This is a genomic window from Trinickia dinghuensis, assembly GCF_003367175.1.
GTDB lineage: Bacteria > Pseudomonadota > Gammaproteobacteria > Burkholderiales > Burkholderiaceae > Trinickia > Trinickia dinghuensis.
The window spans coordinates 85,702-107,179 of sequence record NZ_QRGA01000019.1 but is presented as its reverse complement, the minus strand read 5'-3'; the positions used below and the strand labels follow the sequence as shown (position 1 = coordinate 107,179).

The following is a 21,478-nucleotide window of genomic DNA, read 5'->3' as shown; positions in this document are numbered from 1 at the left end:
ACGGTCACTTCGTTCTCTGCCCCCCGGGGGGGCTCAGCCTCCCTTGGGGCGGCCCGGCGGGAGGCTGCGATGAACGCACCCGCCGAAAAACCTTGGCTCGACAAAGTCCAATGGGACGCCAACGGGCTCGTGCCGGTCATCGCGCAGGAAGCGACGACGGGCGACGTGCTCATGTTCGCGTGGATGAATCGCGAGGCGCTGGCCAAGACGATCGAGACGGGCCGCGCCGTCTACTTTTCGCGCTCGCGCCAGCGCTTGTGGTTCAAGGGCGAGGAATCCGGCCACGTGCAGCACGTGCGCGAAGTGCGGCTCGACTGCGACGAAGACGTCGTCTTGCTCAAGATCGAGCAGGTGTCGGGCATCGCCTGCCACACCGGGCGGCATTCCTGCTTTTTCCAGAAATTCGAAGGCACGGCCGACGAAGGCGACTGGATCGCCGTCGATCCCGTGCTGAAAGACCCTGAACAGATCTACCGATGACTCAACCCACGCAAGACACGCTGCTGCGGCTCGCCGCCATCATCGACAGCCGCAAGGGCGGCGATCCCGAGGTTTCGTACGTTTCGCGCCTGTTTCACAAGGGTGACGACGCCGTGCTGAAGAAGATCGGCGAGGAAGCGACGGAGGTCGTGCTCGCCGCGAAGGACGTGCGCCAGGGCGGCGCGCCGGCCGCGCTGGTCGGCGAAGTGGCCGATCTCTGGTTTCACTGCCTGGTTATGCTGTCGCACTACGATCTGAGCCCCGCGGACGTCATCGCCGAACTCGAGCGGCGCGAAGGGATGTCGGGCATCGAGGAAAAGGCGCTGCGCAAGCGTCGCGAGCGTGAGGAAAACGGCGGCTGAGCCGTAGCGGCCCCTGAGCGGGCCGCATTCATATTGCCTAACGCATAGAGGGTGAAGATGAACCAGCGACCGGATAACCCCGTCACCTACCCGACGCCCCGCGCCGGCGGCGATATCCGCACGCTCACGCATATTCTCTACGGGCTCTATGCGCTGCAGTGGTTCACGGGCGGCATCACGATCGTCGTCGCGATCATCATCGCCTACTTGAAGCGCGACGATGCCGCGGGCACGCCGTATGAAGCGCACCTGACGTGGCTGATCCGCACGTTCTGGATCGGGCTCGCCGGTTATATCATCGGCGGCGTGCTCGTCTTCGTCGTCATCGGCTTCGCGGTGCTCACGGCCGTATCGATCTGGATGCTGTACCGTATCGTCAAGGGCTGGCTGTACTTGTACGAGAACAAGCCGCTCGAGCCGCGGGCGTGGTTTTGACGGCGCCGCGCGGCCGCGTATTCGCTTCGCCACCAGGAAGACCATGAGTCACGACAACTGCCTTTTTTGCAAGATCGCCTCGGGCGAAATCCCGAGCACGAAGGTTCACGAAGACGAAGACTTCGTCGCGTTCAAGGACATCCACCCGGCAGCGGATACGCATGTCCTCGTGATTCCTCGAAAACATGTCGAAACCCTGTCCAATTGCACCCAAAGCGATGCGCCGCTGCTTGGTAAAATGATGATTCTGGTGGCGCGGCTGGCCGATGAACTCGGCTGCGCGTACACCGGCGGCGATACGGGGTTCCGAACGGTCATCAATACGGGGCCGGGAGGCGGGCAGGAGGTCTACCACTTGCATGCGCATATTCTCGCCGGTCCGCGTCCGTGGAAGCGGATGGGTTAAGGCGCGGCGCGCTCCACTGCCGCATCGATCGACAGGGAGCGCAAGCGTTCCGATTACGGTCGCAAGGCCGGTATTTTTGTCGTCGCACCAAGCGACGGCAAGGTTTGGGAGGTTTTCATGGGTTCATTCAGCATTTGGCACTGGTTGATCGTGCTTTTGATCGTGGCACTCGTGTTCGGTACGAAGCGCCTGCGCAGCATCGGCAGCGATTTGGGCAGCGCGGTGAAGGGCTTCAAAGAGGGCATGAAGGACTCGGATAATCCGTCCACGCCGGCTCAGCCCGACGCCGAGCGCCGCGAGCTGCCGCGCTCGAACACGATCGATGTCGAGGCGAAGGAAAAATCGCGCTCGAACGATTACCGCTGAAAGGACGCCGCGCGAGCCGCGGCGCAGGCGTGAATCGACGCAACCGAACATCCGCACAATCGCATAACCGTTAATGGACGACTAGGCCACCTACATGCTCGATCTCGGACTGACGAAGATGGCGCTGATCGGCGTGGTGGCGCTCGTCGTGCTCGGCCCCGAGCGTCTGCCGCGCGTTGCGCGCACGGCGGGCGCGCTGTTCGGCCGCGCTCAGCGGTACATCAACGACGTGAAGGCCGAGGTGACGCGCGAGATCGAACTCGACGCGCTGCGCCAGATGAAGACCGAATTCGAGTCGGCCGCGCGCAATGTCGAGAACTCGATTCACGACAACTTGCGCAAGCACGAAACGGAGTTGAACGAAGCCTTCCGGGGCGGTACGTCGACGTCCCCGAGCATTGCGGGCGGGGCGACCGGGGAGGATTCGGCGGGCGACGGTACTGCGTCTCCATGGCGCACCACGGCACCGCCCACGGTCAAACGCGTCAGCTGGCGCACCAAGCGCTCGGCCGCGCCCGTCTGGTACAAGCGCACCGTCGGCCGCCGCGCGCACGTGCAATCGGGCGCCGCGCGCGTGGCGCGGCATACGCCCGCCAGCCTGCGCAAGCAGCGGCGCTTTCTTTGATCCGCCGATGATCGCGCTGTGTTCGTTCGACGCTAATCGACGGCTTCCCACTTCCGATCTTTCGACGCACCGCGCGTCGATCTCACTAAGAGGGCCGGCGTGAGCGACCCCCAGCACAAGCAGGACGAAGGCACAGAAGAGTCGTTCATCTCGCATCTCGTCGAGCTGCGCGACCGCATCATCAAGGCGGGCGCCGCCGTCATCATCGTCTTTCTCGGGCTCGTCTATTGGGCGACCGACATCTTCAGGCTGCTCGCGCGGCCGTTGATGGAGAACCTGCCGAAGGGCGGGCGGATGATCGTCACCGACGTCACGGGTTCGTTCTTCGTCCCCATCAAGGTGACGATGCTCGTCGCGCTCGTCATCGCACTGCCGATCGTGCTCTACCAGATTTGGGCGTTCGTCGCGCCGGGGCTCTATCAGCACGAAAAGAAGCTCGTCGCGCCGCTCGTCGGCAGCAGCTATCTCTTGTTCCTGTGCGGGATGTCGTTCGCGTACTTCGTCGTGTTTCCGACGATCTTCCGCGTCATGGCGCATTACAACGCGCCACTGAACGTGCAGATGTCGACCGATATCGACAATTACCTGAGTTTCGTGCTGTCGATGTTCTTAGCGTTCGGGGTCACGTTCGAGGTCCCGATCATCGTCGTGCTGCTCGTGCGCATGGGCGTCGTCACGCTCAAGAAGCTGCGCAGCATCCGGCCGTATGTGGTGGTGGGGGCGTTCATCGTTGCCGCTGTGGTTACGCCGCCCGACGTTTTTTCGCAGCTGATCCTCGCGCTGCCGCTGATCATCCTCTACGAAACGGGGATCATTGCCGCCCGGCTGATCGTCGGCAAGGACCGTCCAGTCGCCGAGGAAGAAGAGGGCGCCGCGGGCTAAGGGCACCTGCGCGGGCCGGCCAACGCGGCCCGACCTAGGCTGCCCCACCTACGCGGCCCGCTCATTCCTGCTGCTGCGTGTCGCCGCCCTCGTCCTGATTGTTGTCCGTCCCCTTCGGCGGCGGCGGGCGCTTGCCGATCGTCACGACGAGATCCATTTCCTTCTTCTTGCGCATCAGCTTGACCTTCGCCTGCGTGCCGGGCTTGATCTGCGCGATCACGTTCAAGAGCCGCGTCGTGTCGGTGATTTCCTCGCCGTTCACCTCGAGCAGGACGTCGCCGGGCTTGATGCCCGCCTTGTCGGCCGGGCCGCCCTGGAGCACGCCCGCGACGATCGTGCCGCGCTGCTCGAGCCCGAACGACTCGGCGATCGCCGGCGTGACGTCCTGCGGCTCGACGCCGATCCAGCCGCGCGTGACGGACCCCGTCGTGATGATGCTTTCCAGCACGCTGCGCGCCGTCGAGACCGGAATCGCGAAGCCGATGCCGAGCGAGCCGCCCGAGCGCGAGTAGATCGCCGTGTTGATCCCGAGCAGATTGCCGTGGACGTCGACGAGGGCGCCGCCCGAGTTGCCCGGATTGATCGGCGCGTCGGTCTGAATGAAGTTCTCGAACGTGTTGATGCCGAGGTGATTGCGCCCGAGCGCGCTGATGATGCCCATCGTGACCGTTTGCCCGACGCCGAACGGGTTCCCGATGGCGAGCACGACGTCGCCCACGCGCACTTGATCCATGCGGCCGAGCGTGATCGACGGCAGGTTCGTCATGTTGATTTTGAGCACGGCCAGATCCGTCTCGGGATCGACACCGATCACCTTGGCGTTCGTGCGGCGGCCGTCGGCCAGGGCGACTTCGATTTCATCCGCCCCGTCCACGACATGTTCGTTCGTTAGAATGTAGCCTTCCGAGCTGACGATCACGCCCGAGCCGAGGTTCGTCGCGGTTTCGTCCTCGGGCTGCTCTTGCTGCTGCTGGTTTTTAGGATTGCCGAAGAAATAACGAAACAGCGGATCCTTTGCATGCGGATTCGGCGGCGCCGATCCGGCCTTGCCCGAGAACACGTTGACGACGGCCGGCATGGCTTTTTGCGCGGCATCGGCATAGGAGGCCGTGGCCGGCCCCGAACCGGATCCCGGCGCCACCTCGCGCAGCGCGACGATCGGAGAGGCCAGCTGTTTGCCGAATTGCCCCTGATGCTGCAGCCACTGAGGCTTGAGCGTCGCCACAATGAACAGAACGGCGAGCAGCACCGTCACCGCTTGGGCGAAGAGCATCCAGAAGCGTCTAAGCATTTGAAGAATCGAGGTTTCTATGGATCGGATCGAACTTGAATTGTACTTGAACGACATGCTCGACATCGCTCGTTTCAAGGACTACAGCCCGAACGGCCTGCAAGTGGAAGGCCGGCGCCGCATCGACAAGATCGCGACGGGCGTGACCGCCTCGCTCGCGTTCCTGGAAGCCGCGGCCGATTGGGGGGCGGACGCCGTCCTCGTTCACCACGGCTACTTCTGGCGCAACGAAGCGCCGCAGATCACGGGCCGCAAGTACCGGCGCATCAAGCAGCTGATCGATAACGAGATCAACCTGTTCGCCTATCACCTGCCGCTCGACGATCATCCGGAGCTCGGCAACAACGCTCAACTCGGCGCGCGGCTCGGGCTGATCGGCGAGGCCCGCTTCGGCGCCGATTCCTTGGGCTGGATGACGACGCTGCCGATGCCGGTCACGCTCGCGCACTTCGCCGCCCAGGTCGAGCATACGCTCGGACGCACACCGCTGATGCTCGGCGATCCCGATGTCGAATTGCGCCGCATCGCCTGGTGCACGGGCGGGGCGCAAAGCTACTTCGAGGCGGCCATCGACGCAGGCGCGGACGTCTACCTGACGGGCGAAATCTCGGAGCAGATCACACACATCGCGGCGGAAAGCGGCGTCGCTTTCCTTGCTGCGGGGCATCATGCGACCGAGCGTTACGGGGTGCAGGCGCTCGGTGCACACCTGTCGGAGCGCTTCGATATTGAGCATCTATTTATCGATATCGATAATCCGGTGTGACGCAGTGCCGCAATTCATCGGAATTGCGGGTGATTTTGTGTGTTTTGAATGACACGCATCAATCGACACCGCAATAAGCATGCCGTGTCGGCCGGAGTTAGCGCTTTAGCGCATACTCCGGGCCCATGCAAAACTAAAGGAAACACTTAACGAGAAAGCGACAAAAAGCCGCACCGGTTGGGTCCGGGGAAACCCTTAAGAATCAACGCTTCGCACGGTTTTTGTCGGACGGCTCTTGTAAATGCCGACTCCATTCGAGCAAACTAGCGGCGGTGGTGAAAAGCGGTGACCGAAATCCAACTCAGAAGTGGGGCGTGTGATGCGAGATAAAGAAGATGAACGCGTCGACAGCAGCCGCCGTACCTGGCTGATTACGACGTCCGCAGTAGGCGGCTGTGGAGCGGTTGCCGCCGTAATACCTTTCGTGGACTCCTTAGAGCCATCGGCGAAGGCCAAGGCGGCCGGCGCACCCGTGGAAGTCGACATCTCCAAATTGGAGCCCGGCCAGTTGATGACCGTCGCCTGGCGCGGCAAGCCGGTCTGGATTCTGAACCGCACGCCGGACATGCTGGCCGACGTGAAGAAGGCCGATTCCGAAGTGGTCGATCCGAAGTCCGAGAATCCGTTCTCGATGCCGATGCCGAAGTACGCCCTGAACGAGTACCGGTCGCGCGAGGATCATCAGAACATCCTCGTCGTCGTGGCGGTCTGCACGCACTTGGGCTGCACGCCTACGCCCCGTTTCACCCCCGGCCCTCAGGCCAACCTTCCCGACAACTGGCCCGGCGGCTTCCTGTGCCCCTGCCACGGCTCCACCTACGATCTGGACGGCCGCGTCTTCAAGGACAAACCCGCCCCGCAGAACCTCGACGTTCCCCGCTACATGTTCACGACGCCTACGACGATCGTGATCGGCAAAGACGAAGAAGGAGAGGCGTAAATGGCGACAACGGAAAAGCAGGTGGAAACGACGGGTCTTGCCGGCTGGATCGACCGGCGGTTCCCGATGACGTCGACGTGGAAGGCGCATCTGTCCGAGTACTACGCGCCGAAGAACTTCAACTTCTGGTACTTCTTCGGCTCGCTCGCGCTGCTGGTGCTCGTGAACCAGATCGTCACGGGCATCTTCCTGACGATGAACTACAAGCCCGACTCGCAGCTCGCGTTCGCGTCGGTCGAGTACATCATGCGCGAGGTGCCGTGGGGCTGGCTGATCCGCTACATGCATTCGACGGGCGCGTCGATGTTCTTCGTCGTCGTCTATCTGCACATGTTCCGCGGGCTCATGTACGGCTCGTACCGCAAGCCGCGCGAACTCGTCTGGATCTTCGGCTGCGCGATCTTTCTGTGCCTGATGGCCGAGGCGTTCTTCGGCTACCTGCTGCCTTGGGGCCAGATGTCGTACTGGGGCGCCCAGGTGATCGTGAACTTGTTCTCGGCGATCCCGTTCGTCGGCCCGGATCTGTCGCTCTGGATTCGTGGCGACTACGTCGTGTCCGACATCACGCTGAATCGGTTCTTCGCGTTTCACGTGATCGCCATTCCGCTGGTGTTGCTCGGGCTCGTGTTCGTGCACATCGTCGCGCTGCACGAAGTGGGGTCGAACAACCCCGACGGCATCGAAATCAAGGCCAAGAAGGATGCGAACGGCAAGCCGCTCGACGGCATCCCGTTCCACCCCTTCTACTCGGTGCATGATTTCTTCGGCGTGTGCGTGTTCTTGATGGTCTTCTCGGCGATTCTGTTCTTCGCGCCGGAGATGGGCGGCTACTTCCTCGAATCGAACAACTTCATTCCCGCGAACCCGCTGCAGACCCCTCCCGAGATCGCGCCGGTCTGGTATTTCACGGCGTTCTACGCGATGCTGCGCGCGACGACGGATCCGTTCAAGATCGTGCTGATGATTGTCGTCGGCCTGTTGGGGCTGCTGGCGCTGGCGCGAGCGCGAGGGAAATGGCGCATCGGCCTGCCGGTCCTGGCTGCGCTGCTGATCGTCTTCATGGCGTTCACCGAAGCCAAATTCTGGGGCGTCGTGGTGATGGGCTCGGCGGTGATCTCGCTGTTTTTCCTGCCGTGGCTCGATCGCAGCCCGGTGAAGTCGATCCGCTACCGGCCGTTCTTCCACAAAGTGTTCTATGGGATCTTCGTGCTGGCGTTTCTGACGCTGGCGTTTTTGGGGACGAAACCGCCTTCGCCGGCGGCGACGCTGATCGCCCAGATCTGCGCGCTGGTCTACTTCGCGTTCTTCCTGGGCATGCCGTTCTGGACCCGGCTCGGTACGTTCAAAGAGCCGCCCGAGCGTGTCCGGTTCAAGCCCCATTAACCGCGAGCGAGGACAACACGATATGAACACTTGGCTGACTAAGCTCGCGCGAATCGGCGGGGCGAGCGTGGCACTGGCGTTGGCGGTGGCGATGGCACCGGCCCATGCGGACGAGGATTTTCAGCTCGATCGTGCGCCCAATAACACGCACGATATCGCTTCGTTGCAGCATGGAGCGCAATTGTTTGTAAACTATTGCTTGAACTGCCATAGCGCGAAGCTGATGCGGTACAGCGCGCTGGAGCAGATCGGCATTTCCCAGAAGGAAATCGAGCAGAATCTGTTGTTCACGACCGACAAGGTCGGCAACCCGATGACGGTGGCGATGCGCCCGGACGACGCGAAGACGTGGTTCGGCGTGACGCCGCCCGATTTGTCGGTGGAGGCGCGGGCGCGCGGGAGCGACTGGCTCTACACGTACCTGCGCAGCTTCTACCGCGACGATACGCGGCCGACGGGGTGGAACAACATGGTGTTCAACAACGTCAGCATGCCGAACGTGCTGTGGCAATTGCAGGGCATACGTACGGTCAAATTCGAGGACGTGAAGGATCTGGAAACCGGAGAGAAGACGCATCAGTTCGTCGGCTTCGAAACCGTAAAACCGGGGACGATGTCTCGGGTAGATTATGATGCTGCCGTGGCGGATCTGGTCGCGTACCTGACTTGGATGTCCGAGCCGACCCAGCAGACCCGCCGGCAGCTTGGCGTGTTCGTGCTGATTTTCCTGGGCGTACTGACGTTTTTCGCCTGGAGGCTCAACGCATCGTACTGGAAAGACGTCCAATAAACACGCCGTGACACGGTGTGGGGCCGGCGCAAGGGAGTTCCCGCCAAACGGGCGGGCGCTCCGGCGAGCTGGCCCTTCAGCTTTTTGAGGAAACTTTAGACATGATGGTTTTGTATTCCGGCACAACTTGCCCGTTTTCCCAGCGTTGCCGGCTGGTGTTGTTCGAAAAGGGCATGGACTTCGAGATTCGCGACGTCGACCTGTTCAACAAGCCGGAAGACATCGCCGTGATGAATCCGTACGGTCAGGTGCCGATTCTGGTCGAGCGTGACCTGATCTTGTACGAATCGAACATCATCAACGAGTACATCGACGAGCGCTTCCCGCATCCGCAACTGATGCCGGCCGATCCGGTGCAGCGTGCGCGTGCGCGCTTGTTCCTGCTCAACTTCGAGAAGGAGTTGTTCGTTCACGTCGGCACGCTCGAGAACGAGAAGGGCAAGGCCGCGGAAAAGAATCATGAGAAGGCGCGTCTGGCGATCCGCGATCGGCTGACGCAATTGGCGCCGATCTTCTTGAAGAACAAGTACATGCTCGGCGAAGAGTTCTCGATGCTCGACGTGGCGATCGCCCCGCTGCTGTGGCGCCTCGACCACTACGGGATCGAGTTGTCGAAGAATGCCGCGCCGCTGATGAAGTACGCCGAGCGTATCTTCAGCCGGCCGGCGTATATCGAGGCGCTGACGCCCTCGGAAAAGGTGATGCGCCGGTAAGTCGAGTTCGGAGGCGCCGCTCGTGCTCCATGCGCTTGTTGCAGCATTGCATGGGCGGCGCTGCCGAGCTTCGTATGAGGACAGTTGATGCAAGAAATTTCGACTAAGCCTTATCTGCTGCGTGCGTTGTACGAATGGTGCACGGACAACGGCTATACGCCGCATATCGCGGTGCGCGTGGATAACCAGACACGCGTGCCGCGTCAGTTCGTGCATAACGACGAGATCGTGTTGAACATCAGCTTCGAGGCGACGAGCCAGTTGCAGATGGGCAACGAATGGATCGAGTTCAGCGCGCGGTTTTCGGGCAAGGTGCATAAGATCGAAGTGCAGGTGACGAACGTGCTGGCGATCTATGCGCGCGAGAACGGGCAGGGCATGGCATTTCCCGTCGAGCCCGCGACGGGCGCCGCGCAAAGCGGGCCTGTGGCGAGCAGCGAGGTTCAGGAAGCGGCCGATTCCGAATCCGACGCAACGTTGCCGCGCGAGAGCGCGCCGCGTGCGCCGGAGGGAAGCGGCGATGCTAACCGTCCGCGCACCGACGACGACGGCGGTAAGGGCGGCGGCGGTAAAGGTCACCTCAAAGTCGTGAAATGAAGTAGAATCGCCGACTCACGCCGGCTTAGCTCATCTGGTAGAGCAGTTGATTTGTAATCATCAGGTGGCGGGTTCGAGTCCTGCAGCCGGCACCATATGCGATAAACGGGTTACGCGATGTTTGCGTAGCCCGTTTTTTTTTGCGCGGATGTGACTAGCGCCGGTCGTTGCGAACCTCGGTGAGTCGCGCTTCGTCCTCCTCCTCCAGCATGACCGCATACGTGCTGAATTCCTCGGCTTTCGCCGCGAACGCTTCCCGCAGGTATGTCCTCGCTTCGCGGAGCGTGTCTTTACAACTCACAGCGGATAGCCTCGCTTAGTCGATCCGGCGGTATCGCTCGTGAGGGCGGCCCCAATGATGGAGCGACCGGCCTATGTAGCGCGTTTGTGCTACAGCAAGCCACGCCTCACGTCTCTATACTCGTGCGCGTCTTAAAAATCAAAATCCACGGGGTAGGGAATCATGCACCACGCACATTGCATGGTGGGGAGCCGGCCGCCGCTCGAGTCGAGCATGGCTTCCTAAGTCCTGATAAGAAAACAAAAAATTGACGGACCAAGATCATGTTCAACGCGAAACGCTTCGCCCCCACAGACGTTTTTGCGTAGTTCCAAGATCTTTTTTGCGCCGCCCGTTACTCACGAAACGCCAACCCAAGTTTTACCAACCCAGAAGGAAAAGGAGCACATCATGAATGACCAACGCGCTAAAGAAATGGGAAAGATCATCGCCAAATGCTGGGCGGACGATGCATTCAAACAGAAGCTGCTGGCCGACCCGGTGGCGACGCTTACGGCCGAAGGCGTGGCGGTGCCTGCCGGCGTGACCGTCAAGGCGGTTGAAGATACGGCACAGACTCTCAATCTGGTCATTCCCGCTAGTCCGACGGAACTGAGCGACGAGCAACTGGACGTCGTGGCTGGCGGCGGTTTCTGCTTCGCCACCTTTCCGTGTCGATAAGAGCACGCTGGGCGCATGCGCGTCCAGCATCCTGATTTCCCGCTCAGTGCTAGCCTCGATCGTCTTTTGCGAAGCCTCATGATTAAAGTGCCTACCTACAAAGCCCATCTTCACGCGGCATCCATCTCGGGAGAGGGGGCGCTGATACTCTCGGAAGACAATATCTGGGCCTTGACCGGCACGCCTTACGAAAAAATCGTTCCGTTGATCGACGGCCATCGCAGTACCGATGAGATCGTCGACGCCCTGGCCGGCGCGGTCGATGCGGCCAGGGTGTACTACGCCATCGGCCAATTGCACGAGCAAGGGCATGTGGTGGAAGCCACGCCGGAGATTGAGCCCTCCGTCGCGGCGTTCTGGCAGGCTGCGGGTGTCGACGCCGCTTCGGCGCAGGCGGCGTTGCAGGGGAAATCGGTGGCGCTGCGCAGCCTCGGCATGGCGGATGTCGCCGGCTTGCGCGCCGCGCTCGATGCGATGTCGATTCCCGTGGCGCCGCCCGAGCACGCCGATTTGCTGGTCGTGCTGACGGACGATTATCTTCGCCCCGAACTGGCCGCTATCAATGCCGATGCCTTGCAGGCAAACCAGCCGTGGCTGCTCGCGCGCGTGACGGGGCCGGAATTGTGGCTGGGCCCTTTGTTCGAGCCCGGCCAAGGCGCATGCTGGGCATGCCTGCGCCAGCGTCTGGCGCGCAATCGTATCGGACACGGCTTCGTCGCGCAGAAAGACCCGCTGTCGCTTTTTCCGCTGACCGCGCAAAGCATGCTGCCGACCACCCAGGCCGCCGCGTCGAGCATGGCGGCCACCGCGGCGGCGCAGTTTCTGGCGGGCGTCGCCACCGGATTGCGCGACAGCATGCGCAGTTTGCGTTGGAGCGGGTTCGTCCCGCACGCGCACGCCCTCGTGCGCCATCCGTATTGCCCGGCTTGCGGCTCGGCGGACGAGCCTACCTTGCAGGCTTTGCGACTCAGCCCCGGGACCGCCGGCTTCGTGCGGGATGGCGGCCATCGCAGCGTGGCGCCGGAAGAGACGCTGAAGAAATACGAACACCTGATCAGTCCGATTACCGGTGTGGTGTCGCGATTGGAGCCGGTCTCGAGTGCGGATGGGATCGCCCACGTCTACATGGCGGGCCACAACAGCGCCGTCAAACTCGAACACGTGCAGCAGCTCAAGCAGGGTTTGCGCAGCGCCAGCGCGGGCAAGGGCGTATCGGAAACCCAAGCCAAGACCAGTGCATTGTGCGAGGCCATCGAGCGCTACAGCGGCGAATTCACCGGCACCGAATTGCGCCGTACGTGCGCCTTCAGCGATTGGAAAGAAGGCGAGGCAATTCATCCTCGCGACATCATGTTTTACAGTCAACGCCAGTATGCCGAGCGCGCTGTCTGGAACGCCAAGCACTCGCATTTCAATAACGTTCCCGAGTGGCTGGACGACGATGTGGCCATCGATTGGACGCCGCTGTGGTCGCTCACGGCACAGCGCCACAAGTATGTGCCGACGCAACTGGCCTATTATCAGGCGCCGGCAAAAGACGGTGACCCTCGCTTTTACAGCGCCGGGTGCTCGAACGGGAACGCATCCGGCAATACGCTGGAAGAGGCGATCTTGCAGGGGTTCTTCGAACTGGTGGAACGCGATGCGGTGGCGCTTTGGTGGTACAACCGGCTATCGAGGCCGGGGGTGGACATCGCGTCTTTCCGCGAGCCTTTCTTGCTGCGAATGCAAGAACACTACCGCCAGCGATATCAACGCCGGATCTGGGCCCTGGACGTGACTTCCGACTTGGGGATTCCCGCTTTTGTCGCGGTGTCGAAGTTGGCGGAGGGCGAACCGGAACAGATCCTGTTCGGCCTGGGCTGTCATCTGGATGCGCGCATTGCTTTGCAGCGCGCCTTCGCTGAAATGAATCAGATGATCGGGTTGGCCGACGCCGCCAATGCGATGGAGGGGGCGGCCCTGCACGCGCAGGACACGGATCTCTTGAACTGGCTGAATCACGCCACCACGGCCAATCAGCCGTACATGGCGGCCGACCCCGAGCAACGGCTTAAGTGCCTAGGCGACTATCCAGTGCAGCACAGTGGCGAATTCCTGCAGGACATCCATCATTGCCGCGGCATCGTCGAAAGCAAGGGGATGGAAATGCTGGTCTTGAACCAGACCCGGCCCGATATCGGCATGCCCGTCGCCAAGGTGGTGGTGCCCGGGCTGAGGCATTTCTGGGCGCGCTTCGCGCCGGGTCGCTTGTACGACGTGCCGGTGCGGATGGGGTGGCTCGACAAGCCGCTACCCGAAGAAGCGCTCAATCCGATTCCCATCTTCATTTGAGCGATTGCCGAGGCGCTATTTCTTGGTGACGGGCCAATCCGGCGGTATCGCCGTGCCGGCGGCCGACAACCATTCCAGTTCCTGATCGGTCAAATCGCGGCTGCCGTCGGGGTTCGACGAATAGGTCGGGAGGCCTTGCAGGCGCTCGACGATGCGTTGAATCAGCGGATCATCGAGCGACTGAGACGTTGCCTGCGCCTTCTCCAGCGCCGCCGATTCGGTGTCTCGCAGTGCTTTGAGCAACGCATCGTCCTTCATCAGCTTCGCCGCATCCTCCCGGCATTCACGGCACGCAAGCAGATGGGCTTCCATCGATGCCGGATCCGCAGCAAGCGGTGCGCCGTCGAGTTGATCGCAAACCAGCGCCAGAAATGTCTCGCACGAGATATCGTTCACAGTTGCTGTCTCTTTGCCAGTGCTGCGAAATGGCCGTTCAAGGCGATTAGCGCGTCGTAACTTCCCGTCTCGACCACCTTGCCAGCATCGATGACGACGATACGATCTGCTTGCCGAATAGTCGATAGCCGGTGCGCGATCACGATGCGGGTGGCGCCCAGCCGGCCGATGCTTTCTGTCACGATGGCCTGGGTCTGGTTGTCGAGTGCGCTGGTGGCTTCGTCGAACAGCAGCACGGCGGGCCGGTTGACCAGCGCCCTGGCGATCATCAAGCGCTGACGCTGGCCGCCCGAAATCGTATTCATGCCTTCGGCGATCACCGTATGCATGCCCATGGGCATGGCGCGGATATCCTCATCCATGCCCGCCATGCGCGCCGCTTCCCAGGCTTGGTCCAGGGTTCGGGGCGCGGAACCGACGATGTTCGTGAAAATATCGCCCGGCATCAACTTGCCGTTTTGCAGCACCACGCCGAGTTGCCGGCGCACCGATCCGGCATCCAGCCCCGCGAGGTCCTGCCCGTCGTAATAGACCGCCCCCGATGCCGGCTGTTCGAAACCCAGCAAGAGCCTGAACAGCGTCGACTTACCGGAGCCGGACGGCCCGACCACGGCAACGAATTCGCCCTGGGACACGTGCAGGGAAATGTCATCGAGGACCGGCGGGCCTTCCTTGGCATAACTGAACGTGACTCGGCTGATGTCGATGTTACCTTGCAGCGGGCCGGCTTGCGCTTGCGAGGCTTGTTCTTCGGGCGAGGTGAGGAGGATTGGCCGGGCGCGTTCGTACAACGGTATCGCGCCGAGCGATTCGGTCAGTGCGGCGGCTAGTGCCAGCGTTGCCGTGAGGCATTGGATGAAGGCCGTGTTGAAGGCGACGAACAGACCGGTGGTGACGTCGCCGCGGAACCACGTGATGGCCGCGAACAGCGTGCCGGAGGCGATGACGACGAAGCTGGCATTGAATACTTCAAGGACGTTGCCGAGTGCGCGCACGGCCATGCCGAGCTGTTTTTGGCGGGTGAAGTCCCTTGCCCACAAGACGAAGGCGCGGTTTTCCGCGCCACCGACGCGCAGCTTGCCGATGCCGCCCAAGATCTGCAACACCCGGCTCGCGACGGTACCCTGCAAGGCGAACAGGCGCCGCTCGATCCGCAGCCGCCAGAGATTGAAGCCGACCGTCACCAGCACGACGAGCGCCACCAGTGCGGTCGCGACCAGCCCCAATTGCCAGCTCAACACGAACATGTAGATGAAGCTGAACAAGCCGAACATCCAGCTCAGCACCGCGGACTGGGTGGCATGAGAGATCAGTTGCAAGATGCTGTTGATCGACAGCGCGCGCTGCGCCAGGTCGCCGGCCGCGTAGTTCCGGAAGAACGGCGCGGGCAGGCTGATCAGACGCTCGATGATGGCCGATTCGGCGGCCACGCTCAGACGTCCCTCGATACGGAGGGCAGACCAGCCCCGCACTAGTTCGAACGCGGCCACGCCCAAGGTCGCCGTGATCAGCAACAGCACCAACTGCACCAGTTCGCTGCTGCGCGCATCCGGAACGACGTGGTCCACCAGCACGCCGGTCGCCAATGGCGTGAACAGCGCCAGCAGTCCGCCCAGCAACCCGCAAGCGATCACGGTCAAGCGGTCCTTGCGCGTGCCGACGAGCCCGAAGCGCAACAGATCCAGCAGGCCGACGGCGCGGGCCGGAAACGTGCGGAAGAACATCCAGGCGTGTGGCTCCAGCCCGGCCGCGCTGGTCGCGTCGAGCCGGCTCACTCGGCCGCTTTCCAAATCTTCGATGCGGTAGCCGCCGCCCGATTGCGGCAGCAGCGCGACCGGCCGTCCGCCGTCCTTGAGACTACCCAGCAAGGGGCCGGCATCTTCCTGCCACCAGTGTCCGCCTTCGAGCTTGACCTTGCGTGTGGCGACACGGGCTTGCCGGGCGAGTTGCCGCAAGCTGTCGAATGCGTCGAGCGCGGGATCGACGGCCTTGAAGGTGGTCTGCACGCCGCTTGCCGCCAGCACGCGCGCCAACGTGGCGGCCAATACCGTCTCCGGACCGCCGTCCGCCGACGCAGGCGGGGTACCGGCATCGAGCAGGGCGGCCATCGCGCCCAGTGCGCGGTTCAGATTGCGTTCATCGGTGCGCTGGTGACGTTGCAGGGCCAGCGCATCGGGATCGCCGCCGAGGTCCGCTTCTACCGAGCGTGCGGGTTCGGCTAGGGTGTCCGTGGTGGTATCCGACATCAAGCGCTCCTGATGAGCTTGCTGTATGCACCGTTGCCGGCGAGCAGCGCTTCGTGCGTGCCGCGTTCGACGATACGGCCGTGCTCCATGACGATGATTTCGTCGGCATCGCGCACCGTCGACAATCGATGCGCGATGATGAGGCAAGCGCAGCCGCGCGCGCGGATATTGGCGTCGATCGTCATTTCGGTTAGCGGGTCCAGGGCCGAGGTGGCTTCGTCCAGCACCAGAATGCGGGGCCCCGCCGCCAGCGCTCGCGCGATGTCCAGCCGCTGGATCTGTCCGCCGCTGAATCCGGCGCCGGCCTCGCCGACGCCGCTGTCGTAGCCGTCGGGCCGGCCGACGATCGCGTCGTGGATCAGCGCGTCGCGGGCCGCCTGGATCATGTCGGCTTGTGGCAGCGTCGAATCCCACAGTGTCAGGTTGTCGCGCACACTGCCTTCGAACAGATAGGGTTCCTGCTCGACCCCGGCCAGCGAGCCGACCAGCACCGGCCGCGGCACCTGATGGCGCGGCACGCCGTCGAACAAGACCTCGCCGGACCAAGGGTGATTCAGCCCCAGGACGATGCGGGCCACGGTCGACTTGCCGCTGCCCGAGCCGCCCACCAACGCTACGCGCCGTCCCGGCGCCAGGCTCAGGTTGAAATCCTCGATCAGCGCGGGCTCCAGCCGGCTGTAGCCGAAGCTGATGTTGCGCAGCTCCAGATGGCCCCGCAATTTGGCATGGGCCGTCGCCGTGGTGTCCGTGGCCGGCGTGGCCTGCGTGGGCTCCGCGAAATCGCGATCCATGGGGTAGCGCATGACGTCGCTCAATCTGGCCATGTCGCCCTTGGCTTCCTGGTACTTGCCGGCGAGCGTCATCAACTTGCTCACGGGTGTCGTGAGGCTGGTCATGAGGCTTTGGAATGCCACCAGCGTGCCGATGGACATCGCCCCGGCGATGACCTGCGCGCCGCCCAAACCGAGAACGGCGACGCCGATCAGTGCGTTGAGCAAGCCCGGCAATGCCGACAGCAGGCGGGTGTGGAATTCCAGCCGTTGTTCGGTGTTGTTGACCTTGGCCCGGTAGCCGGTCCAGCGCGCGAAAAAGTCGTTTTCGGCACCGCTGGCCTTGATGGTTTCGATCGTCTGGATGCCACCTATCGTGGCCGCCATGAGTTTGCCGCGATCTTGCAACAACAGCATGTTGCCGTCCGTGCGCAGCCGGTCGATCGCCTTGAGGGCGATCAGGTTGAGCGCCGTCAGTGCCACGCCTACCAATGTCAGGCTCCAGTCGTAAGTCAGCATGACCGCGAGGTAGAAGACCAGCATCACCGTGTTGACGGCGTTGGTGGCCAGCTCGCCCGACAACAGCTGCGCCACGCGGTCGTTGGCTTCGACGCGCTGGCTGATGTCGCCCGCGTGACGCTGCGAGAAGAACTCGAGCGGCAGCCGCAGGATGTGCCAGAAAAAGGTGCTGGAGCCCGTCACCGACAAATGCGTTTCCAGCCGCAGCAGATACTTTTGCTGCAGCCAGGTCAGCACACCGCGCACCGCGGCGGTGCCGGCCATGCCGATCAGCAGCGGTTTGATCCATCCGTTCATGCGGCCGATCAGGTAGTTGTCGACGAAGACTTTCGAAAACACCGGGACGAGCACGCCGGGAACGACCAGCGCCAGGCTGGCCAGCATCACGAACCACAGCGCGCTCTTGACGTGGCTCAGTCGCACGACCAGGGCCTTGAGTATGCCGGGCATGCGTCCGCTGGGCACGAAGTCGGGGCCGCGGTCGAACAGCAACGTCACTCCGGTGAAGGCTTTTTCGAATGCCTCGTAGGTGACTTGGCGCGGGCCGCCGGCCGGGTCGTTGAGGTAGACGCCGCGCTTGCCGAAACCTTCGAGCACGACGAAATGATTGAAATTCCAGAACAGGATCGCGGGAAGTTTTTGCTTGCGCAAATCGGCGATCTCGAGGCGTGCGCCGCGCGCGGTCAGACCGTAGGTGCGCGCGGCCTTGACCACGCTGCTGGCCTTAGCGCCGTCGCGGGACACGCCGCAAGCGATGCGCAGTTCTTCCAGCGGCACGTACTTCTCATGAAAACCCAGCACGATGCCCAGCGCGGCGGCGCCGCATTCCACCGCCTCCATTTGCAGGACGGTGGGCGTACGCACCCGGGCGGCGGCGTCGGCTGTGTTGCCGGGGCCGCGCAAGTTGGCGCACGAGGCGAGGAAGGATCTTAGCGGCATGAGCTTGCGTCGTTTATCGTTTGCGCGGCATGCGCGAGGCTCACAGGCCGCCGGCTCGTTTGAGTAGCGGGATGACCAAGCTGATCGGCTTCTGGACTTCGACGGTGACGCTCGCCGAGGCCAGCGTGCCGCTGTTGAGGTCCAACTCGCTCGCGGCGCGCGACGACCAGCGATATCCGCTTCGGGTCGTGGCGTCCGGGATCAGATCCACCGTGACGGCAACCGGGGGGCCGTCGCTCGACAGTTGGCGCACCAGGCCCGGATTGTCGACGACGGCGAGCATGCCGCGCTCCGTGGAGGGATACTTGGACACCGACCTGACCTTGCCGGCCAGGTAACCGTAGCGCTCCTTGCGCGCCGTGGCCGGCGATAGTTGAACGGCCATGCCGGGGCGGATCGCCGCGGCTTCGCTGCGCGGCGGTACGTAGATCAGCGCTTCGAGTGAACGCTGCGCGCCTTCCACCGACAGCAAGGGCTGATTGGCGGCGACGACGTCGCCCTGATTGGCCAAGACTTCCACCACGACGCCGTCGTACGGGCTGACCACCTTATCGTTCAACGACAACTGGGCCGTCACGTCATCGAGACGATGCCGTGCGCTTAGTATCCGAGCGTCGAATTCAGGGATGAGCGGGTCGGAAGGTTGGCGCTTTTCCATGCCGTCGCGCTCCATTTCAAGTTGTCGCAGCTCCGTGCGCGCGGCATCGCGCTGATGGGTCAAGAGCGGTTGAGCGATGCCGGCGAGCACTTGCCCCTTGTGGACGGCTTGTCCGGGCTGCAAACCGTCGAATGCCGTCAGCACGCCGCCGCCGGTCGCGACGATGTTGTAGGTGCCGCCCTGGCGAATGAGGAGGCCTTGTCCTTGGATCGTGCTGGGCAGGGAGCCGAGCAGGCTCCACGAGAAGACGGCGACGAGCACCAGGCCTAGGATGAGCAGAGCGATCCAGGCGCGCGGCCGGGTGATCCGGATAACCTGGTCCAACTGCTCTGGCGAGGCCAGGTTCTGCAGGGCGGCATCACGAAACAAGGGGCTGGGCATGATGCGGTTACCGGGAAATGGCGTTGGATGAGGGAAGGCCGGATGAGTCTTTACGCATGGCTAATCGATGTGGCCGTGATATTCGAGGGTGCCGCGCAAGAGCCGCCGTGCCCGGTTCAGACGGCTTTTGAGCGTGCCGATGGGGATCGCGAGCAGGACCGCTGCTTGGTCGTAGGGGATGTCGTCCAGTGCGATCAGTGTTAGGGGCAACCGCAACTCGGCGGGCAATTGTCCGAGCGCAACCAGCACGGCGAGATAGCGGCTGCTGTCGGCAAAGGCTCGCTCCGGGTCGAGGCCAATGCCGATGGCCGTGGCTTCGTCCTGCTCGCTAAGTGTGCCGTGGACATGCCGAAGATGCGGACTGCGGTTCGCATGGTTGCGCGCGAGATTGAAGGCGATGCCGATCAACCAAGTCGAGAATTTCGCTTCGGCCCGCCAGCTCGGCAGCTTCAGATAGGCCTGGACAAAGGTCTCCTGCGTCAGGTCGGCCACGTCGTCCGGCTGCTGGGTATGGCGCAGCAAAAAGCGCCTCACCCGGGGCTGGTAGCGGATCACGAGTTCGGTGAACCGGTCCCTGCCGCCATTCAATACTTCGGCGATACAGGCCGAGTCGGCTGCCTCGTCATCAAACGAAGTCGAACCTCGGGCGCTCGCCCCGGACGCTCGCGCAGGGCCATCGGCGGCAACTTCCTCGGTCGTTGCGGGAGAAGCGAGCATGACATTCATTTTTGCCCGGCCCGCTCAGGACAGCTTGCGCGGTTGGCCGGAAAGCATGAATTCGCCGACGGACGACTCCTCGAAAGCGTCGAGACCCGTCGCACGCGCGAATGTGTCCGGGCTGCCGGCGCCCAAGGCGCAGGGGGCCAGCCCGAGCGCCGTGGCGACCAGATACATTTGCTGGTACATCACGCCGACGTGTTTCAGCGTGGCAGCGTAGGCCATGCCCTGGTATTTCCAGGCCATGCGATTGAAGCGGGAGGCCAGGACAATCAAAATGTCGGGCGTGTCTTGCCTGCCGGACGCGATTCTGGCGTGGCCGAGCAGCGTAACCTGCGATTGAGTAGGACTGCTGACGAATTCCAGTTCGTGATCGAGCGGGGCATAACGATACATCGCTGGCGTCAGGCCTTGGCATCGATGCACGATCAAATAGAGCTCCAACTCGTGCATGCCGCCGCCGCCCGCGCAGGGGCGAAGCGTCCTTTCGTATTCTTGCGGGCGGCCGGGGGTGGCCGGGATATGGGACTGGATACGGGCCACATGCCAGAGAAACGCGCTGAGTTGATCGATCTCCAGCGCTTGCTCGCCATTTTCTCTGACCGAACGCCGGCTTTCCAGCACCTCGAAAAAATCGGCATGCCGCGGCTGCACAGGCCCCAGAACGATTCGTTGCCCAACGCCTGCCGGTTTGATGACAGGAGAGCGCGGAGGCGTATCGAAAAAGCGCGGCCTGGCGCCGAAGACCGGGGTGTCGTGAGTACGCGAACGAGTATGGAACAACCGGTCGTGAAAATCCTGGAGCTGAAGTGCCGGATTGCTATCCTCGGCGATCGAGCCGTCGGCATCGCACGGAAAGACCGCACGCACGTGTCTTAGCAACCAGATGAAACTGGCTGCGGTTTGCTGTGTCATGCCAGGCGTGGCGGCTGACAGCGAGTCGATCGTCTGCGGCAGTGCCAACATGCCGATCCAAGCCGTCATGCGGCTATCGAAAAGCGACAAGCTTGCGTGGCCGAGACTGCATTCCAGCAGGGCGCTATCGCCCGCGCGGCGCAGCCAGGCAAATCGTGAAAGGCGAAATGCGGCGGAGCTGTCTTCCGGCGGTAGGAGTTCAAAGCCGGGCGCTGCAGGTTCCAGGCAGGCGAGCGAGGCAGCGCCCGCCGTCAGCGTGAAGGTGAGAAATCCTCTGGCCGCCAGCCGTTCGAGCAATCGCAGCAACCGGGCTTCATCCGCATCGCGATTGCCGGCGACGATCTGAGCGATCAAGCCGTCGCGCGTTCCCCCGCCGTCCGCTAAGGCAGCCAGCAGCGCATCTTGATCGGGTTGAATGGCATGACAGCGTATTGCCGAGCCGTCGGCATTGACGATCAATCGGTCTTGGCCGTCATCACGTGTCTCCACGTGCTGGCGCAGATGAAGGCGGTAGTCGCTCCACATGATTGTCACTACCCCGCCCTTCGAGGCTTGCCGCGAATGTCCATTCCCCGTTCCATCTTGGATTTTTCAGCCCTATTTGTT

22 protein-coding genes and 1 tRNA gene are annotated in these 21,478 nt (G+C 62.8%); 16 read left to right on the top strand and 7 right to left on the bottom strand.

Translation table 11 applies throughout. From position 1 onward, the window contains the following. The first annotated feature begins 69 nt into the window (after nucleotides 1-69). From hisI to tatC, 7 genes are all read left to right on the top strand, one after another. Nucleotides 70-480 (top strand): phosphoribosyl-AMP cyclohydrolase, encoded by a 411-nt coding sequence (hisI, locus tag DWV00_RS28465; protein ID WP_115536966.1) that lies wholly within the window; start codon nucleotides 70-72, stop codon nucleotides 478-480. Further along, nucleotides 477-842: a phosphoribosyl-ATP diphosphatase gene (locus DWV00_RS28460; RefSeq protein WP_115536965.1), complete on the top strand. Its 366-nt coding sequence runs from the start codon at nucleotides 477-479 to the stop codon at nucleotides 840-842. Before hisI ends, DWV00_RS28460 begins: the two co-directional genes overlap by 4 nt. Before the next feature lie 57 nt (nucleotides 843-899). After that, on the top strand, nucleotides 900-1,277 hold the full coding sequence (locus DWV00_RS28455; protein ID WP_115536964.1) for a DUF4870 family protein: 378 nt from the start codon (nucleotides 900-902) through the stop codon (nucleotides 1,275-1,277). A 43-nt stretch (nucleotides 1,278-1,320) separates the two neighbouring features. Beyond that, nucleotides 1,321-1,683, top strand: coding sequence for a histidine triad nucleotide-binding protein (locus tag DWV00_RS28450; protein ID WP_115536963.1), 363 nt, complete (start codon nucleotides 1,321-1,323; stop codon nucleotides 1,681-1,683). Nucleotides 1,684-1,800: 117 nt separating this feature from the next. Beyond that, on the top strand, nucleotides 1,801-2,049 hold the full coding sequence (gene tatA / locus DWV00_RS28445; RefSeq protein ID WP_115536962.1) for a Sec-independent protein translocase subunit TatA: 249 nt from the start codon (nucleotides 1,801-1,803) through the stop codon (nucleotides 2,047-2,049). 94 nt (nucleotides 2,050-2,143) lie between these two features. After that, nucleotides 2,144-2,674 (top strand): Sec-independent protein translocase protein TatB, encoded by a 531-nt coding sequence (tatB, locus tag DWV00_RS28440; RefSeq protein ID WP_115536961.1) that lies wholly within the window; start codon nucleotides 2,144-2,146, stop codon nucleotides 2,672-2,674. Nucleotides 2,675-2,773: 99 nt separating this feature from the next. Continuing rightward, nucleotides 2,774-3,556, top strand: coding sequence for a twin-arginine translocase subunit TatC (gene tatC, locus DWV00_RS28435; RefSeq protein ID WP_115536960.1), 783 nt, complete (start codon nucleotides 2,774-2,776; stop codon nucleotides 3,554-3,556). Nucleotides 3,557-3,617: 61 nt separating this feature from the next. Here the strand turns inward: tatC and DWV00_RS28430 are convergent, their stop codons facing one another. Next, complete coding sequence (locus DWV00_RS28430) at nucleotides 3,618-4,847, bottom strand: S1C family serine protease (RefSeq protein ID WP_115536959.1); 1,230 nt, start codon at nucleotides 4,845-4,847, stop codon at nucleotides 3,618-3,620. A gap of 19 nt (nucleotides 4,848-4,866) precedes the next feature. On the opposite strand from DWV00_RS28430, the gene DWV00_RS28425 reads away from it, so the two are divergent. The 9 genes from DWV00_RS28425 to DWV00_RS28385 all read left to right on the top strand — a co-directional run bounded on the left by DWV00_RS28425 (nucleotide 4,867) and on the right by DWV00_RS28385 (nucleotide 13,331). Beyond that, nucleotides 4,867-5,613, top strand: coding sequence for a Nif3-like dinuclear metal center hexameric protein (locus tag DWV00_RS28425; RefSeq protein WP_115536958.1), 747 nt, complete (start codon nucleotides 4,867-4,869; stop codon nucleotides 5,611-5,613). Between the two features lie 319 nt (nucleotides 5,614-5,932). Further along, the gene (gene petA / locus DWV00_RS28420) at nucleotides 5,933-6,553 is read left to right on the top strand and encodes a ubiquinol-cytochrome c reductase iron-sulfur subunit (protein WP_115536957.1); all 621 of its coding nucleotides are present in this window, start codon (nucleotides 5,933-5,935) and stop codon (nucleotides 6,551-6,553) included. Beyond that, entirely contained in the window at nucleotides 6,554-7,936 is a 1,383-nt protein-coding gene (locus tag DWV00_RS28415) for a cytochrome b (RefSeq protein WP_115536956.1), read from the top strand. A 22-nt stretch (nucleotides 7,937-7,958) separates the two neighbouring features. Continuing rightward, the gene (locus DWV00_RS28410; RefSeq protein ID WP_115536955.1) at nucleotides 7,959-8,726 is read left to right on the top strand and encodes a cytochrome c1; all 768 of its coding nucleotides are present in this window, start codon (nucleotides 7,959-7,961) and stop codon (nucleotides 8,724-8,726) included. 101 nt (nucleotides 8,727-8,827) lie between these two features. Beyond that, nucleotides 8,828-9,439 (top strand): glutathione S-transferase N-terminal domain-containing protein, encoded by a 612-nt coding sequence (locus tag DWV00_RS28405; RefSeq protein ID WP_006052302.1) that lies wholly within the window; start codon nucleotides 8,828-8,830, stop codon nucleotides 9,437-9,439. Nucleotides 9,440-9,526: 87 nt separating this feature from the next. Continuing rightward, nucleotides 9,527-10,036: a ClpXP protease specificity-enhancing factor gene (locus DWV00_RS28400; RefSeq protein ID WP_115536954.1), complete on the top strand. Its 510-nt coding sequence runs from the start codon at nucleotides 9,527-9,529 to the stop codon at nucleotides 10,034-10,036. A gap of 19 nt (nucleotides 10,037-10,055) precedes the next feature. Then, nucleotides 10,056-10,131: transfer RNA gene (locus tag DWV00_RS28395), tRNA-Thr, on the top strand. 596 nt (nucleotides 10,132-10,727) lie between these two features. Continuing rightward, nucleotides 10,728-10,997: an NHLP leader peptide family RiPP precursor gene (locus DWV00_RS28390; protein WP_115536953.1), complete on the top strand. Its 270-nt coding sequence runs from the start codon at nucleotides 10,728-10,730 to the stop codon at nucleotides 10,995-10,997. 78 nt (nucleotides 10,998-11,075) lie between these two features. Continuing rightward, nucleotides 11,076-13,331 (top strand): TOMM precursor leader peptide-binding protein, encoded by a 2,256-nt coding sequence (locus tag DWV00_RS28385; protein WP_115536952.1) that lies wholly within the window; start codon nucleotides 11,076-11,078, stop codon nucleotides 13,329-13,331. 15 nt (nucleotides 13,332-13,346) lie between these two features. On the opposite strand, the gene DWV00_RS28380 is transcribed toward DWV00_RS28385, so the two are convergent. The 6 genes from DWV00_RS28380 to DWV00_RS28355 are packed head-to-tail and all read right to left on the bottom strand — an operon-like array spanning nucleotide 13,347 to nucleotide 21,397. Beyond that, nucleotides 13,347-13,727: a zf-HC2 domain-containing protein gene (locus DWV00_RS28380; protein ID WP_115536951.1), complete on the bottom strand. Its 381-nt coding sequence runs from the start codon at nucleotides 13,725-13,727 to the stop codon at nucleotides 13,347-13,349. Beyond that, nucleotides 13,724-15,973 carry an NHLP bacteriocin export ABC transporter permease/ATPase subunit gene (locus tag DWV00_RS28375; RefSeq protein WP_115536950.1) on the bottom strand — a complete coding sequence of 750 codons (2,250 nt, stop codon included), beginning with the start codon at nucleotides 15,971-15,973 and terminating at the stop codon, nucleotides 13,724-13,726. Before DWV00_RS28375 ends, DWV00_RS28380 begins: the two co-directional genes overlap by 4 nt. Then, on the bottom strand, nucleotides 15,973-18,201 hold the full coding sequence (locus DWV00_RS28370) for an NHLP family bacteriocin export ABC transporter peptidase/permease/ATPase subunit (protein ID WP_115536949.1): 2,229 nt from the start codon (nucleotides 18,199-18,201) through the stop codon (nucleotides 15,973-15,975). Before DWV00_RS28370 ends, DWV00_RS28375 begins: the two co-directional genes overlap by 1 nt. Nucleotides 18,202-18,241: 40 nt before the next feature. Then, nucleotides 18,242-19,240, bottom strand: a complete 999-nt coding sequence (locus tag DWV00_RS28365; protein ID WP_115536948.1) for an NHLP bacteriocin system secretion protein — start codon at nucleotides 19,238-19,240, stop codon at nucleotides 18,242-18,244. Between the two features lie 60 nt (nucleotides 19,241-19,300). Beyond that, a complete protein-coding gene (locus DWV00_RS28360; protein ID WP_115536947.1) occupies nucleotides 19,301-19,966 on the bottom strand; it encodes an RNA polymerase sigma factor in 666 nt (221 codons plus the stop codon). A gap of 15 nt (nucleotides 19,967-19,981) precedes the next feature. Beyond that, the gene (locus DWV00_RS28355) at nucleotides 19,982-21,397 is read right to left on the bottom strand and encodes a SagB family peptide dehydrogenase (protein ID WP_115536946.1); all 1,416 of its coding nucleotides are present in this window, start codon (nucleotides 21,395-21,397) and stop codon (nucleotides 19,982-19,984) included. Nucleotides 21,398-21,478 lie beyond the last annotated feature (81 nt).